Consider the following 13,895-nt stretch of genomic DNA (forward strand, 5'->3'; position numbering starts at 1 on the left):
TCAGCGGTGGCGCTCGGGCCCGGTGGGCTCGACGAAGGCGGTCGTGACCCAGTGGGAGAGGGCGTAGGCAACCGCGCCGATGACCGGCATCGCCAGGGCCATCCACGAGCTCTGGAGGTTGCTCGAGAAGAGCAGCACGACCACCGCAGTGAGCCCGACGGCGAGGAAGCTGGTGCTGCCGGTCTCCTCGAGACCGAACCAGCGCAGCAGGAAACGGCCGAGGATCACGACGAAGGCCAGGATCGCCAGCCACATCACGACCCCGCCGCCTTGGCACGACGACGTGCCGCGGATGAAGTCGCAGGTCTGGAGGCCCGCCCACATCAGGCCGACCAGCAGGCCGCCGACGACCGCACCGGTCAGGGCCGCTGCGGGCAGGGGCTTGAGGGCGGGGCGACGGCGGGTCCGCTTCTCCCGGTTCCGACGCTTCGGCTCGGAGGCCGGCTCCGGCTCCGGCTCCTCGATCGCGACGGTCCCCCGCGGTGGCTCCGGAGCAGGGTCGGGCGCCTCCATGGCGGGCCCGGCGGCGGGCTCGTCGCGCTTGCGCCGGCGCAGGCCGAAGGAGGGCAGCTCCAACGAGGGGCCGTCACCCGAGTCCTTCTCAGCCATGGCTCCGAGTCTGCCAGATCACGGCCCGCCGGGAAGCAATATGTCCCGGTGCCAGCACACTGGCACCGGGACATATCCGTGGTCGGGCTGACAGGATTTGAACCTGCGGCCTCCTCGTCCCGAACGAGGCGCGCTACCAAGCTGCGCCACAGCCCGATCCGCTCCGCGCGGGTCACCCCGGCGCACGAGCACGGTCACCCTACCCGAGCGTGGAGCGGGGTCAGAAATCGGCCCCGACGAGCGAGATGAGGGTGGCTTCCGGGCGGCAGGCGAGCCTGATCTGCGCGTAGGGCGACGTGCCGAGACCGGCCGAGACGTGGAGCCAGGACGACCCCGGGTCGCCGGCCGCGGACGCGGCCGGGTGGCGGTGGAGGCCCTTGGCCCGCTCGGGCTCGAGGTCGCAGTTGGTGACCAGCGCGCGCCCGCCCGGGAGGCAGACCTGGCCGCCGTGGGTGTGGCCGGCCAGCACCGCGTCGTAGCCGTCACGGGCGAGCTGGTCGAGGACCCGCAGGTAGGGCGCGTGGGTGACGCCGAGCCGGAGGTCGGCCTCCGGGTCGGCCGGGCCCGCGACGTCGTCGAGGCGGTCGTACTCGAGGTGGGGGTCGTCGACCCCCGCGAACGCGACCGTGAGGTCGTCGACCCGGAGCCGACCACGGGTGTTGGTCAGGTCGAGCCAACCGGCGTCGGCCAGCCCCGCCCGCAGGTCGTCGAAGGGCAGCATCGGGCTGTCGGTGTGACGGGTGCCGTCGTCGGGCAGGAGGTAGCGGAAGGGGTTGCGCAGGGTCGGCTCGAAGTAGTCGTTGGAGCCGAAGACGAAGACGCCGGGGACGTCGAGCAGGCCGTCGAAGCAGTCGAGGACGTAGGGCACCGACTCCCGGTGGGAGAGGTGGTCGCCGGTGTCGACGACGAGGTCGGGCTCGAGGTCGGCCAGGCTGCGCACCCAGTCCTGCTTGACGCGCTGGCCGGGGGTCAGGTGGAGGTCGCTGAGGTGGAGCAGCCGCAGCGGGCGGTGACCCGGCGGCAGCACCGGCATCGTCGCCCGGCGCAGCACGAAGCGCCGCGTCTCGCTGACGGCGTACGCCGTGACCGCGGCGCCGCCGAGGACCGCGGCGCCGAGCGCACGGGCGAGAAAAGGCATGGCACCACCCTGACAGAATGGTGCGCATGAGCGCACTCAAGGACCGACTCCGCACCGACCTCACCGCCGCCATCAAGGGGCGCGACGAGGTCAGGTCCTCGACGATCCGGATGGTGCTGTCGGCCATCACCAACGCCGAGGTCGCCGGCAAGGAGGCCCGCGAGCTCAGCGACGACGACGTCGTCGGGGTGCTGTCGACCGAGGCCAAGAAGCGGCGCGAGGCCGCCACGGCCTTCGAGGAGGGCGGCCGGACCGAGATGGCCGCCAAGGAGCGGGCCGAGGCCGAGGTGATCGCCGACTACCTGCCCGAGCAGCTCGACGCCGACGCGATCGCCGCCCTCGTGGCCGACGCGATCGAGAAGACCGGTGCGGCCGGCGAGGGCATGAAGGCGATGGGCAAGGTCATGGGTGTCGTGACGCCTCAGACCAAGGGCCGGGCCGACGGCGGTGCCGTCGCCGCGGAGGTCCGCCGCCAGCTCGCCTGACGAGCCCCCGCGTCAGCGGCCTCCGCCGCCACCTCCGCCGCCGCCCCCGCCGTTGCCGCCACCGCCGCCGTTGTTCCCGCCGCCGTTGTTCCCGCCGCCGTTGCCGCCACCACCGTTGTTGCCGCCGCCTCCGTTGTTGCTGGGCGGGGGCGGGGTGTAGCCGTTGGAGATGTAGAGCGTGACGGGGGCGCCGTCGAAGTACTGCTCGCCGGTGCCGGGGTCGGTGAAGGCGACCGTGCCCTCGGGATAGCTGGAGTTCGCCTCGGGGCCGATGACGGCGGTGAAGCCGGCGTCCTGGAGGATCCGGGTCGCCGTCTTGATCGAGAGCCCCCCGACCGACGGCACCTGGCCGCCCTGGTCGAGCAGCGCGCTCTTGTCGGGCTTGGTGAACGGCACGTCGTCGAGCCACTGCTGGACCACGCCCATCGCCTGGCCCCACATCGGGCCGGCCGTCCCGGATCCGGAGACGTCGTAGAGCGGCGAGCCGCCGACCGAGACACCGGACAGCGGGATCGGCTGACCCTCGGCGTTGGCGCCGGCGATCATCGACGCGGTCGCGAGGTTGGGGGTGTAGCCCACGAACCACACGGCCTTGCCCTCCTGGGTGGTGCCGGTCTTGCCGGCGTCAGGCTGGGCGGTCTGGATGTTGGCACCGAAGCCGCCCGGGGCCAGGACCCCGGCGAGGATGTCGTTGACCGTGTCGGCGACCGCGTTCTCCATCACCTGGGTGCAGCGCTCGGGATACTCCTTGAGCGTGTTGCCGCGGGTGTCCTCGATCGCGGTGACGGGCCGGGAGTCGCAGTGCTCGCCGCGGGCCGCGAAGGTCGCGTAGGCCTCGGCCATCTCGAGCGGGCTGACGTCGGAGACGCCGAGCGTGAACGACGGCACCCGCTCCTTGTCGGGGTTGGTCAGCACGACGCCCATCTTCTTGGCCAGCTCGTAGGGCTTGCAGAGCCCCGTGACCTGCTCGAGCGCGGCGTAGAAGGTGTTCACCGACTTCTGGGTGCCGGTGTAGAGGTCGAAGGTCCCGCCGGCGTCGTCGTAGTTGGAGGGCTCCCAGACCGTGGTGCTCTGGTAGGGGCAGTCGGGCTTGCCGAACTGGCTCTCCGGGATGAAGTCCTGGGCCGGGACGTTGAGGGAGTAGTTGGGCGGGACGCCGTCGATCAGCGCCTGCGCCAGGACGAACGCCTTGAACGTCGAGCCTGGCTGGAAGCCGGCTGAGTCGCCGTACTCCTGGGGGACGACGTAGTTGAGGAAGGTCTGGCCGGCCTTCTTGTTGCTGCCCATCGGCCGCGACTGGGCGAGCGCCTTCACGTCCCCGGTGCCGGGCTCGACCATCGCCATGCCACCGATCGCGTTGTCGGTGGGGAAGACGCGCTCCCGGACGGCGTTGTCGGCGGCCTGCTGGAAGCGCAGGTCGATGGTCGTCTCGATGGTGAGACCCCCGGTGCGCAGCATCTGGCGCCGCGCCTCCTTGTTCCTGCCGAGCGAGGGGTCCTCGAGGAGGTAGTTGATGACGTAGTCGCAGAAGAACGGGGCCCGCGAGTTCACGCAGCCGTTGTCGGTCGGCTGGGGGTCGATGCCGAGCTTGGTCTTGCTCGCCTTGTCGGCCCGCGCCTGGGGGACGACGTTGAGCTGGGCCATCCGCTCGAGCACGACGTTGCGGCGCTCGAGGGCCGCGTCGGGGGAGTTCGTCGGGTCGAGGCCGGTCGGGTTCTTCACCAGGCCGGCGAGCATCGCCGACTCGCGGAGGTTGAGGTCCTTCGCGTTCTTGTCGAAGTAGTGGCGGGCGGCCGACTGGATGCCGTAGGCACCGTCGCCGAAGTAGGCGAGGTTGAGGTAGCGCTCGAGGATCCAGTCCTTGGAGTACTGCTCCTCGAAGGCGATCGCGTAGCGCAGCTCGCGCACCTTGCGCGCGATCGACTCCTCGGTCGCCGCGGCGCGCTCGGCCTTGGTGTCGGCCTGGCTGACCAGGGTCAGCTTGACCATCTGCTGGGTGATGGAGGAGCCACCCTGCACGGTCGAGCCCGACGCCTGGTTGGTGACCAGGGCGCGCAGCGTGCCGCGCAGGTCGAGGGCGCCGTGCTCGTAGTAGCGGTAGTCCTCGATCGCGACGATGGCCTTGACCATCGTGCGCGAGACCTGGTCGAGGGAGACGTTGACCCGGTTCTCGTCGTAGAGCGAGGCGATCGTGTTGCCGGCGCCGTCGACAATGGTCGTCTTCTGGGAGAGCGGCTCGACGGTCAGCTCCGTCGGCAGGTCGTCCATGGTGCGGGAGACGTCGCGGGCGGCAAGACCCATCAGGCCGGCGAAGGGGATCGCCAGGCCGGCGACGACGACGCCGAGCACGACGGCGACGGCGACCATCACACCCAGGTGTGACAGCACGCGGGACGTCGGAAGGCGTTCCTCGGGCGGCATGGACATGGGCTCGAGGATAACGGGGGTCACCCACCCCGACTATTCGTGACTCGTCGGGACTAGTCACTTCGGACTAGGGAGATTGAATCGAAAGAGTCTGTGTGACCCGCGTGTCGGTTCTTTACCTTTCTTCCATCGGGATTCATAAGGGAAGTCATGGGGACTCCCTGACCCGGACGGACTGTGGGGACGTCACCATGTGGATCGAAGACTGGGCACCATCCGCCGCCTGCCGCCAGGCCTCGCCGGACGCGCTGTTCGTGCGCGGCGCCGAGCAGAACAAGGCCAAGCTCCTGTGCAAGGGCTGCCCCGTGCGCACCGAGTGCCTCGCCGAGGCCCTCGACAACCAGATCGAGTGGGGCGTCTGGGGCGGCATGACCGAGCGTGAGCGCCGGGCGCTGCTCCGCCGTCGGCCGGGTGCCTCGTGGCGCTCCGTCCTCGAGACCGCGCGCGAGCAGCACACCTCGCCGGCGGCCCTCTGACCGACCGCGCACGACGCCGGCCACCTCCGGGGCCGGCGTCGCGCGTCGTCACCCCCCGCTGAGGAGGTGGCCGACGTCACGCAGCCCGTCGAGGTCGTGCACGTCACCGGCGAGCGCCGGGACGACCGCCGTCGGCACCTGCGGGTGGGCCGCGGCGAACCGCGTCCGCAGGCCACGCTCGCGCTCGACCAGGCGTGACCGGTCGGCGTGGAGCCGCAGCAGTCCAGCTGTCCTCGAAACGGGGGAGTCGTCAGCTCCGTCCTCTCTCCGGCTCAGCCGCTCGTACGCCGCCATCGCCTCGTCGGCCGACAAACTCCCCTCGGGGGGTGCCGTGGCCCGGTTGACCACCAGGCCGGCGAGCGGCATCCGGTCCTCGCTGAGCCGCTCGACGAAGTACGCCGCCTCGCGGAGCGCGTCCGGCTCCGGCGCGGCGACGACGAGGAACGCCGTCCCGTCGGCCTGCAGCAGCTCGAAGGTCTTCTGGGCCCGCTGGCGGAAGCCGCCGAAGAGGGTGTCGAACGCGGCGACGAAGGTCTGCATGTCGCGCAGGACCTGCGCGCCCAGGATCCTGGTCATCGCGTTGGTGACCAGCCCGACGCCGGCGGTCATCAGCTTCGCCGGTCCCTTGGCGGGCGCGAGCAGCAGCCGGATGAAGCGGCCGTCGAGGAAGCGGGAGAGCCGCTCGGGGGCGTCGAGGAAGTCGAGCGCCGACCGCGACGGCGGGGTGTCGACGACGATCAGGTCGTAGGTGTCGTCGGCGCGGGCGGCGGCGTGGATCTGGCCGAGCTTCTCCATCGCCATGTACTCCTGCGTCCCCGCGAACGAGGAGGAGAGCGCGACGTAGAACGGGTTGGTGAGGATCTGCTGCGCCTTCTCGGGGCTGGCCTGGCTCTCGACCACCTCGTCGAAGGTGCGCTTCATGTCGAGCATCATCGCGTCGAGCGAACCCTCGCCGGCGACGTCGGGGACCGGCCGCGGGGTGTTGTCGAGCTCCTCGATCCCCATCGACTGCGCGAGCCGGCGGGCCGGGTCGATCGTGAGGACGACGACCTTGCGGCCGCGCTCGGCGGCGCGCAGCGCGAGCGCGGCGGACGTCGTGGTCTTCCCGACGCCGCCGGAGCCGCAGCAGACGATGATCCCGGTGTCTCGGTCGTCGAGCAGCGCGTCGACGTCGAGGACCGGCGCGGTCGACCCGGCGCCGGCGAGCGGGCCGACGCGGGCGCGGTTGCCGGCGGACGACTGCGGGCTCATGCCATCCCCTGCTCGCAGAGCGACCCGGCCAGCTCGTAGAGCCCGCCGAGGTCGGCGCCGCCGGGGAGGCGCGGCAGCTCGACGGTCGGGACGTCGAGCTGGGCGACGAGCTCACGCTGCGAGTCCTCCAGCGCGCGGCGCACGGCGTGGTCGCGGGCCTCGGCCAGCAGCCCCTCGACCAGCGCGTCGTCGGCCTCGATCCCGGCCGCCTTGAGGTCGGTGGCGACCGCGGCCGGCTCGACGTCGCCGGAGGTGAGGGCCGCGAGGTCGTCGGCGCCGAGGTCCTGCGGGCGGACCAGGTTGACCACGACCGAGCCGAGCGGGAAGCCGTGGTCGCGCAGCTCCTCGATGCCGTCGGCGGTCTCCTGCACGGGCATCTCCTCGAGGACGGTGACGAGGTGGATCCGGGTGCGCTGGCTGCGGAAGAGCTTCATGACCTGGTCGGCCTGGCTCTTGATCGGGCCGACCTTGGCGAGGCCGGCGAGCTCGCTGTTGACGCCGAGGAACTGGGCGATCCGTCCCGTCGGCGGTGCGTCGAGCACGACGGCGTCGTACTGGCGCACGTCCTTGCCGCGTCGGCCCGGCTTGGCGGCCTCGTAGACCTTGCCGGTCAGGAGCACGTCGCGGACGCCCGGCGCGAGCGTGGTGGCGAACTCGATGACGCCGAAGCGGTCGAGCGCCTTCCCGGCGCGGCCGAGCTTGTAGTACATCGCGAGGTATTCGAGCAGCGCCGACTCGGGATCGATGTGCAGCCCGTACAACGCCCCCTGCTTCTCACCGTTGCCGGTGCCGACGGCGATCCGCCGCTCGGCGTAGGGGAGGGGGTCGACGTCGAAGAGGCGGGCGATGCCCTGCCGGCCCTCGACCTCGCAGAGGAGGACGTCCTGGCCGCGGCTGGCGAGGGCCAGGGCGAGGGCGGCGGCGACGGTCGTCTTGCCGGTGCCGCCCTTGCCGGTCACGACGTGCAGCTGGGCACCGGACCGGGTGGGGGTGGGCATGCAGCCATCGTAGGCAGCCCGATGTGTGCACGGGGGCCATACGTGACGGCCCTCACGCGGGGCTAGGGTGCAGGCGTGGACAAGGTTGTTGCGTCAGCGGCGGAGGCCGTCGCCGACATCACGGACGGATCGACCCTCGCCGTCGGAGGCTTCGGCCTGTGCGGCATCCCCTCGGTGCTGATCGAGGCGCTCCTGGAGGCCGGCACGACCGACCTCGAGGCGGTCTCGAACAACTGCGGGGTCGACGACTGGGGCCTGGGCCGGCTGCTGATGGAGAAGCGGCTGCGGCGGATGGTGTCGTCGTACGTCGGGGAGAACAAGGAGTTCGCCCGGCAGTACCTCTCCGGCGAGCTCGAGGTCGAGCTGACGCCGCAAGGGACGCTGGCGGAGCGGATGCGGGCCGGCGGCTCCGGCATCCCGGCGTTCTTCACCGCGACCGGTGGCGGTACGCAGGTTGCCGAGGGCGGGATCCCGTGGAGGTACGACGCCGACGGCAACGTGGTGAAGTCCTCTCCGCCGAAGGAGACGCGTGACTTCGGCGGGCGTGAGTACGTCCTCGAGGAGGCGATCGTCGCCGACTTCGGCCTCGTGCGCGCCTGGAAGGGCGACCGCCACGGCAACCTCGTCTTCAACGACTCCGCGCGCAACTTCAACCCGCTGGCCGCGATGTGCGGGCGGCTGACGATCGCGGAGGTCGAGGAGCTCGTCGAGCCCGGCGAGCTCGACCCCAACGCGATCCACACCCCTGGGGTCTTCGTCCAGCGCGTCGTCGCGCTGACCCCCGAGCAGGCTGCCGACAAGCGCATCGAGCGCGTCACCGTTCGCAAGAAGGAGGCCTGAGAGATGCCGTGGACCCGTGAGGAGATGGCGGCGCGTGCCGCCTCGGAGCTGACCGATGGCTCCTACGTCAACCTCGGCATCGGCCTCCCGACGCTGGTGCCGAACTACGTCGCCGACGACGTCGAGCTCGTCCTCCAGTCGGAGAACGGCATCCTCGGCGTCGGTGCCTACCCGTGGGAGGGCGAGGAGGACCCCGACCTCATCAACGCGGGCAAGGAGACGGTGACGCTGCGCAAGGGCGCGTCGTTCTTCGACTCCGCCACCAGCTTCGGGATGATCCGCGGCGGCAAGATCGACGCCGCGATCCTCGGCGCGATGCAGGTCTCCAAGGACGGCGACATCGCCAACTGGATGATCCCCGGCAAGATGGTCAAGGGCATGGGCGGCGCGATGGACCTCGTCCACGGCGCCAAGCGCGTGATCGTGCTGATGGAGCACGTCGCCAAGGACGGCTCGCTGAAGATCCTCAACGAGTGCGCCCTGCCCTACACCGGCAAGAAGGTCGTCCAGCGGATCATCACCGACCTCGCCGTCATCGACGTGATCCCGGCATCTGACGGAGGGGGCCTCAAGCTCGTCGAGCTCGCCCCCGACGTCACCGAGGACGAGGTCCGGGAGAAGACCGAGCCCGAGCTGATCTAGCGCGCCGCCGCGAGCTCCGGCAGCGGCCCGCACCGTACGCCGTGCACCTCGCGCACGCGGTCGAGCGCGGCGGCGGTGTGCTCGATGAGCGCGCCGTGCTCGCGCATGACCTGCACGCTCGTGAGCAGCTGACGGTGGAGTGGGAACCACTTCTCGAAGTCGAGGCCGTTGCGGGCGAAGACGGTGCGCGGGAGCGCGTCGATCATGACCGACAGGTTGTGCATGTGCACGGCGACGACGGTGCACGCCCACGCGTCGCGGTCCCGGCGCCCCAGCGTGTCGGCGTCGACCTCGTAGAGCGGCAGCTCGTCGAGCTTGCCGAGCATCAGCAGGTGGGTGATGAAGTAGCCGCTGAACGAGGCGAGCAGTGCGATGGTCGAGCGGGGCGTGACGGTGGCGACGCGTCCGCCGGCCGAGGTGTAGGGGGCGTACGGCTGCTGCTCGCCCCGGAAGAAGTGACCGCTGCAGTTGACCAGCCAGCTGCCGGGCTCGATCGCCCGCCGCGCGCCGCTGCGCAGCTCGAGGTGGGGCCGACCGCCCTCGTCGACGACGTCGACGAGGTGGTCGGTGACCACCTGGCGGAGCCCGGCGCTGATCGTCGTCGCCTCGCTCCGTGACAGCTGGCCGAACAGGAAGTCGCGGGGGCGGGGCGTGATGCTGATGGTCGACGGGTGGTCGCTCACCCACCTCATGACCTCGCGCTCGTTGGTGCCGTCGAAGCGCATGCTCCAGTCGCGGAAGTAGGGATAGCCGCGCTGGCCGCCCCACCACCGCCGGTGGCCGGTGGGGAACGCCCGGTCGCGCTCGAGGAAGAAGGTGCCGGAGCCGGCCAGCATGTTGACCTCGCGACCCGGCTGGGCGGTGATGATCGCCCGGGCGGTGTCCATGGCGGTCTTGCCGCCGCCGACGATCCACACCGGCGCGGTGCTGCGCGCGATCTCGCCCTCCCGCACGTCGGACTCCGGCGTCACCGACTGCACCTGCTCGCTGCTGACGGGGAACGGCCGGTTCGGCATGATCTCGAGGCTGGTCGCCTTCACGAAGCGCTCCGCGGACGCGACCCGTTCCCGGCCCTCGGCCCCGCGGCAGGTGACCCGCACGGTCCCGTCGACGACCTCGTGCCCGACGTACTCGGTCTCGAGCCACTGGTCGAGCCGCACGCGGTGCCGGAGCTCCGCGATGCAGTGCGAGAAGTGGTCGAGGACCTCCCACTTGGTGGCGAGGTAGGCCCGGCCCTCGCCGAGGGTCCACGGGATGTCGCCGGCGGTGAAGAACGGGTGGGGCTGGTGGAGACGGACGTAGGGATAGGTGTCGACCCACATCCCTCCGACGCGATGTCGCCGGTCGACGAGCAGCACCCGGTCGTGCGGCCCGAGGTAGCCGCTGGCGACCGCGAGGGCGTTGAGCCCGGCGATCCCGGCGCCGACGACGACGACCTCGTAGTGGTCGGACGGTGCGGACGTGTGATCAGCCGTCATGGCTGCCTCCCCAGGGGCCGGGTCCCGGCCGGAGGTCGGCGCGACCCAGATCCTCTACAGTGGCGCTCCTGGCCGGGGAAGTCCATGCCTGCGCCCGCCCGTCCCATCCCGAGGGGGCCGGCCCGTGCTTGGATGCAGCGATGAGGCTCCTGGTCGTCGGCGGCACCCGGTTCATCGGCAAGCACGTCGTGGAGGCAGCGCTGGCAGCTGGCCACGACGTCACGCTCGTCCACCGGAACCCGACCGACCTGTTCCCCGAGGCGCGCCACGTCCTGGCCGATCGCGACGGCGACCTGTCGGCGCTGGCCGAGGGGGAGTGGGACGCGACGGTCGACGTCTGCGCCTACCTGCCGCGCCAGGTCCGCTCGCTGGCGGCGGCGCTCGGCGGCCGCGGCGGCCACCACGTCCTCGTCTCGAGCGTCTCCGTCTACGCCGACCCGCCGGGCCCGGGCGGCGACGAGTCCAGCGCGCTGCTCCCCGCTGCCGGTGAGGACGTCGAGGACGTGACGGCCGAGACCTACGGGTCGCTGAAGGTGTCCTGCGAGCTGGCTGCCTCCGAGGTCCACGGCGACGACGTCGCGCTGGTGCGCCCGACCTACGTCGTGGGGCCCGACGACTACACCGGCCGCTTCCCGTGGTGGGTACGCCGCCTGCAGCGCGGCGGCGAGGTGCTCGCGCCGGGCGCTCCCGACGACCCGGCGCAGGTGGTCGACGTACGCGACCTGGCGGCGCTGGTGCTCACGCTGGCGTCCGAGGGACTGACCGGGCCGTTCAACGCCGTCCGCCCCCACGTCGCGTGGTCGGTGCTGCTCGAGTCGGCGGCCGCGGTCGCCCCGGAGGGCACGACGCTGACGTGGGTCGACGGCGAGTGGCTGGTCGGGCAGGGTGTGACCGCTCGCGAGCTGCCGCTGTGGAGCGAGGGCGTGGCGGACTGGGCGTCGGCGATGTCGCCGGCGCGGGCCGAGGCGGTCGGGCTGCGGCACCGGCCGATGGCCGAGATCGTGCGCGACACCGCCGCCTGGGTCACCGACGCGCGGCTCGTGGGCGGGGTCGGCCTCACCCCCGAGCACGAGGCGGAGCTGCTCGACCGATCGAGGTCAGAGCGGTGACGGGCGTGACAGCGTGCTGCTGGTCCGGCCGGTGACATAGCCGAGGCGCTCGTTGAGGGTGAGCATCGGCCGGTTGCCGACCTGGGTCCACGTGTAGATCTCGGTCAGGCCGTGGTCGGCGGCCCAGCGGAGCGTCCGGCGCTTGAGGTGGACCGCGAGGCCGCGCCCGCGCCAGTCGTGGCGTACGGCGGTCAGCGCGTTCTCGCCGCGCTCGGGATGGTCGGCGTCGCGGTCGAGGCCGGCGCAGCCGACCACCGCACCGTCGTGGACCGCCAGGAACATCGGGTCGCCGGCCCACTCCTCGCGCCACTGCTCGGCGGAGACCTCGATCGGCTGGAAGACGGCGAAGTCGGCGAGCGCCTGCCGGCCGAAGCCCCCATAGCTCGCCGCCCAGAGATCGGGGCGCTCGTCGGTGGTGACCACCTCGACGCCCTCGGGCGGCGGACCGGGCTCGGGCTCGTCGCCGACGCCCCGCACCTGCTCGACCTGCTGGTCGACCTCGAGGAAGCCGAAACGATGGGCGAAGGCGAGCGACCCCTCGTCGTCGGTCATGGCCCGCAGGTCGGCCACGCCCAGGCCCGCGACGTGGTCGGCGAGGGCTCGGAGGAGCAGCGTGCCGTGGCCCCGGCGCCGGTGCTCCTCCAGGACCATCGGGGAGACGTAGCCACCGCCGGCGATGTTGGACCGGGCTGCGGCCCCGGACCCGACGACGAGACCGTCCTCGGTCGCGAGCAGCATCAGCCGGTCCGCGGAGTCACGGGCCCGCATCTCCGCGACCGTGTCGGCGCGCTCGTAGGGCACCACCGCGACCCGGACCCGGCGCCAGGCCTCGTAGTCCTCGTCGGTGGTGCAAACCGTCAGCTCCACGCCTCGCAAACTACTAGCGTGGGAGCGTGCCGCGCCCCCGACTTCCCGACCCGGTCGGGCTGCGCCGTGACGAGCTCGACCGACTGCGGCGCGACCTGCCCGCCGACCTCGTCGAGGAGGCCGAGGCGGGCGGCGGGTTCTGGTGTGCCGGGAGCTACTACCACTCCGAGCAGCAGGTCATCGACGGCGCGACGGAGCACGGGGTCCGGTCGCTCCGGCTCGGGTTCAGCGACGTCACCTTCCTGCGCGACGTCCCCGACCTCCGGCACCTCTGGCTCGAGTCCGACGGTGTCGTCGACGCGGCGTCGATCGGCGACCACCCCGGGCTGCGGGCGCTGATCCTCGACGTCCGCGGACTGCGCGGCGAGGTCGACCCGTTCGCGTTTGAGGACCTGCGGTGGTTCCGGGCCGGCCTGGGAGGCAAGGGCGGCGCGATGCTGATGCCCGCGATCGAGCGCGGCCACCCGCGGCTGGCCTCCCTGTCCGTCCGCGAGACGAAGGCGCGTACCGTCGCCGAGCTGGTCGCCGGGTTCCCGGCGCTCGAGGAGCTCCGGATCTCCTACGCCGACCGCCTGCGGTCGCTGGGCGACCTCACCCCGGTCGCGGGGTCGCTGAAGCGGCTCTCGCTGCACATGACCCAGCTGCGGTCGCTCGAGGGTGTCGAGGTGCTCGACCGGCTCGAGGAGATCCGGATCTACGCCGGCCCCCTCGCCGACGTCTCGCTGCTCGACGCCCTGCCCGCGCTTCGGCGTACGGACCTCACGCTGGCGGCGCTGCGGACCTGACCGCCCGGCCCAGCCCGGGTCGGCGGTCCCGTCACACCCGGGACCTTCGGTCCTGGGACGACCGCCTTTCGGCAAGGGCGCGGCGGGGTGCGTCGTTCCTAGCGTGTGGAGCGACAGCAAGGCAGGCAGGCCCCGACAGGAAGAGACCCTCATGCGTTCCGTGCTCGACAAGCTCATCTCGTGGACCGGCGTCGCCCTCGCCCTGGTCCTGCTCCTCGCCGGAGCGCTCCTGACCTGGGCCAGCGTGTTCGTGGGCGACCAGGTGCACCAGCAGTTGACCATGCAGGACATCACGATGCCCGAGGGCGAGGCGCTCTCGAGCCTGCCGGCCGAGGACGCCGCCGCGCTCGAGCAGTACGCCGGCAGCGCGCTCGACACCGGTCCGGAGGCCAAGGCCTTCGCCGACCACTACATCCTCGCCCACATGAACGCCTCCAGCGACGGCCGGACCTACGAGGAGGTCAGCGGGGAATACATCGCGCTGAGCGACGAGGAGAAGGCGTCCGACGAGGGCCAGGCGCTCGCCGGCCTGCGGCAGACGCTGTTCATGGGCAACACGCTGCGCGGGCTGCTGCTCTACGGCTACGCCTTCGCCACGATCGGCACCATCGCCGGCATCGCAGCCGCCGTCGCCTTCGCGGGCGGCGTCGTGATGCTGCTGCTGGCGGCGCTCGGCTTCCGGCACTCACGCAGCGCCGTGGCCGACACGGACGAGAGGGAGCTGGTCACCGCCACGGCCTGACCCGTTCGCTCGTCCCGCCGCCGCCACCGCACCCAGTCCGGTGGCGGC

The 13,895-nt window shown here is 71.9% G+C and carries 14 protein-coding genes and 1 tRNA gene; 7 read left to right on the forward strand and 8 right to left on the reverse strand.

The genetic code is table 11. The features are described 5' to 3' along the window. The 3 genes from ABD091_RS11065 to ABD091_RS11075 form a co-directional block, all read right to left on the reverse strand. Positions 1-609, reverse strand: coding sequence for a hypothetical protein (locus ABD091_RS11065; RefSeq protein ID WP_343918332.1), 609 nt, complete (start codon positions 607-609; stop codon positions 1-3). Positions 610-688: 79 nt separating this feature from the next. Further along, a tRNA-Pro gene (locus ABD091_RS11070) sits at positions 689-765 on the reverse strand. Positions 766-829: 64 nt separating this feature from the next. After that, on the reverse strand, positions 830-1,747 hold the full coding sequence (locus tag ABD091_RS11075; RefSeq protein WP_343918334.1) for a metallophosphoesterase: 918 nt from the start codon (positions 1,745-1,747) through the stop codon (positions 830-832). Between the two features lie 26 nt (positions 1,748-1,773). Between ABD091_RS11075 and ABD091_RS11080 the strand changes: the two genes are divergently transcribed. Further along, complete coding sequence (locus tag ABD091_RS11080) at positions 1,774-2,232, forward strand: GatB/YqeY domain-containing protein (protein WP_343918337.1); 459 nt, start codon at positions 1,774-1,776, stop codon at positions 2,230-2,232. Between the two features lie 12 nt (positions 2,233-2,244). On the opposite strand, the gene ABD091_RS11085 is transcribed toward ABD091_RS11080, so the two are convergent. Continuing rightward, positions 2,245-4,659 carry a transglycosylase domain-containing protein gene (locus tag ABD091_RS11085; RefSeq protein WP_343918339.1) on the reverse strand — a complete coding sequence of 805 codons (2,415 nt, stop codon included), beginning with the start codon at positions 4,657-4,659 and terminating at the stop codon, positions 2,245-2,247. A gap of 191 nt (positions 4,660-4,850) precedes the next feature. On the opposite strand from ABD091_RS11085, the gene ABD091_RS11090 reads away from it, so the two are divergent. Continuing rightward, positions 4,851-5,135, forward strand: coding sequence for a WhiB family transcriptional regulator (locus tag ABD091_RS11090; protein WP_343918341.1), 285 nt, complete (start codon positions 4,851-4,853; stop codon positions 5,133-5,135). A gap of 48 nt (positions 5,136-5,183) precedes the next feature. Here ABD091_RS11090 and bagB read toward each other — a convergent pair whose 3' ends face one another. Together bagB and bagA are read right to left on the reverse strand one after the other, a co-directional pair. After that, complete coding sequence (gene bagB, locus ABD091_RS11095; RefSeq protein WP_343918343.1) at positions 5,184-6,386, reverse strand: ArsA family ATPase; 1,203 nt, start codon at positions 6,384-6,386, stop codon at positions 5,184-5,186. Next, a complete protein-coding gene (gene bagA, locus ABD091_RS11100; RefSeq protein WP_343918345.1) occupies positions 6,383-7,384 on the reverse strand; it encodes an ATPase BagA in 1,002 nt (333 codons plus the stop codon). Before bagA ends, bagB begins: the two co-directional genes overlap by 4 nt. A gap of 75 nt (positions 7,385-7,459) precedes the next feature. Here bagA and ABD091_RS11105 point away from each other — a divergent pair, with 75 nt between their 5' ends. Both ABD091_RS11105 and ABD091_RS11110 read left to right on the forward strand, forming a co-directional pair. Next, the gene (locus tag ABD091_RS11105; RefSeq protein ID WP_343918347.1) at positions 7,460-8,224 is read left to right on the forward strand and encodes a CoA transferase subunit A; all 765 of its coding nucleotides are present in this window, start codon (positions 7,460-7,462) and stop codon (positions 8,222-8,224) included. Positions 8,225-8,227: 3 nt separating this feature from the next. Continuing rightward, positions 8,228-8,866, forward strand: coding sequence for a CoA transferase subunit B (locus tag ABD091_RS11110; protein ID WP_343918349.1), 639 nt, complete (start codon positions 8,228-8,230; stop codon positions 8,864-8,866). On the opposite strand, the gene ABD091_RS11115 is transcribed toward ABD091_RS11110, so the two are convergent. Further along, positions 8,863-10,344 carry an FAD-dependent oxidoreductase gene (locus tag ABD091_RS11115; RefSeq protein WP_343918351.1) on the reverse strand — a complete coding sequence of 494 codons (1,482 nt, stop codon included), beginning with the start codon at positions 10,342-10,344 and terminating at the stop codon, positions 8,863-8,865. The genes ABD091_RS11110 and ABD091_RS11115 overlap by 4 nt on opposite strands. Positions 10,345-10,484: 140 nt before the next feature. On the opposite strand from ABD091_RS11115, the gene ABD091_RS11120 reads away from it, so the two are divergent. Further along, a complete protein-coding gene (locus ABD091_RS11120) occupies positions 10,485-11,453 on the forward strand; it encodes an NAD-dependent epimerase/dehydratase family protein (RefSeq protein ID WP_343918353.1) in 969 nt (322 codons plus the stop codon). Here ABD091_RS11120 and ABD091_RS11125 read toward each other — a convergent pair. Next, positions 11,442-12,320, reverse strand: coding sequence for a GNAT family N-acetyltransferase (locus tag ABD091_RS11125; RefSeq protein WP_343918355.1), 879 nt, complete (start codon positions 12,318-12,320; stop codon positions 11,442-11,444). The two genes, ABD091_RS11120 and ABD091_RS11125, sit on opposite strands and share 12 nt — an antisense overlap. A 26-nt stretch (positions 12,321-12,346) precedes the next feature. On the opposite strand from ABD091_RS11125, the gene ABD091_RS11130 reads away from it, so the two are divergent. Together ABD091_RS11130 and ABD091_RS11135 are read left to right on the forward strand one after the other, a co-directional pair. Beyond that, a complete protein-coding gene (locus ABD091_RS11130; protein WP_343918357.1) occupies positions 12,347-13,105 on the forward strand; it encodes a leucine-rich repeat domain-containing protein in 759 nt (252 codons plus the stop codon). Positions 13,106-13,256: 151 nt separating this feature from the next. Next, positions 13,257-13,847 carry a hypothetical protein gene (locus ABD091_RS11135; protein WP_343918359.1) on the forward strand — a complete coding sequence of 197 codons (591 nt, stop codon included), beginning with the start codon at positions 13,257-13,259 and terminating at the stop codon, positions 13,845-13,847. Positions 13,848-13,895: the final 48 nt, after the last annotated feature.

This window comes from Nocardioides aestuarii (assembly GCF_039527245.1).
GTDB classification, from domain to species: Bacteria; Actinomycetota; Actinomycetes; order Propionibacteriales; family Nocardioidaceae; genus Nocardioides; species Nocardioides aestuarii.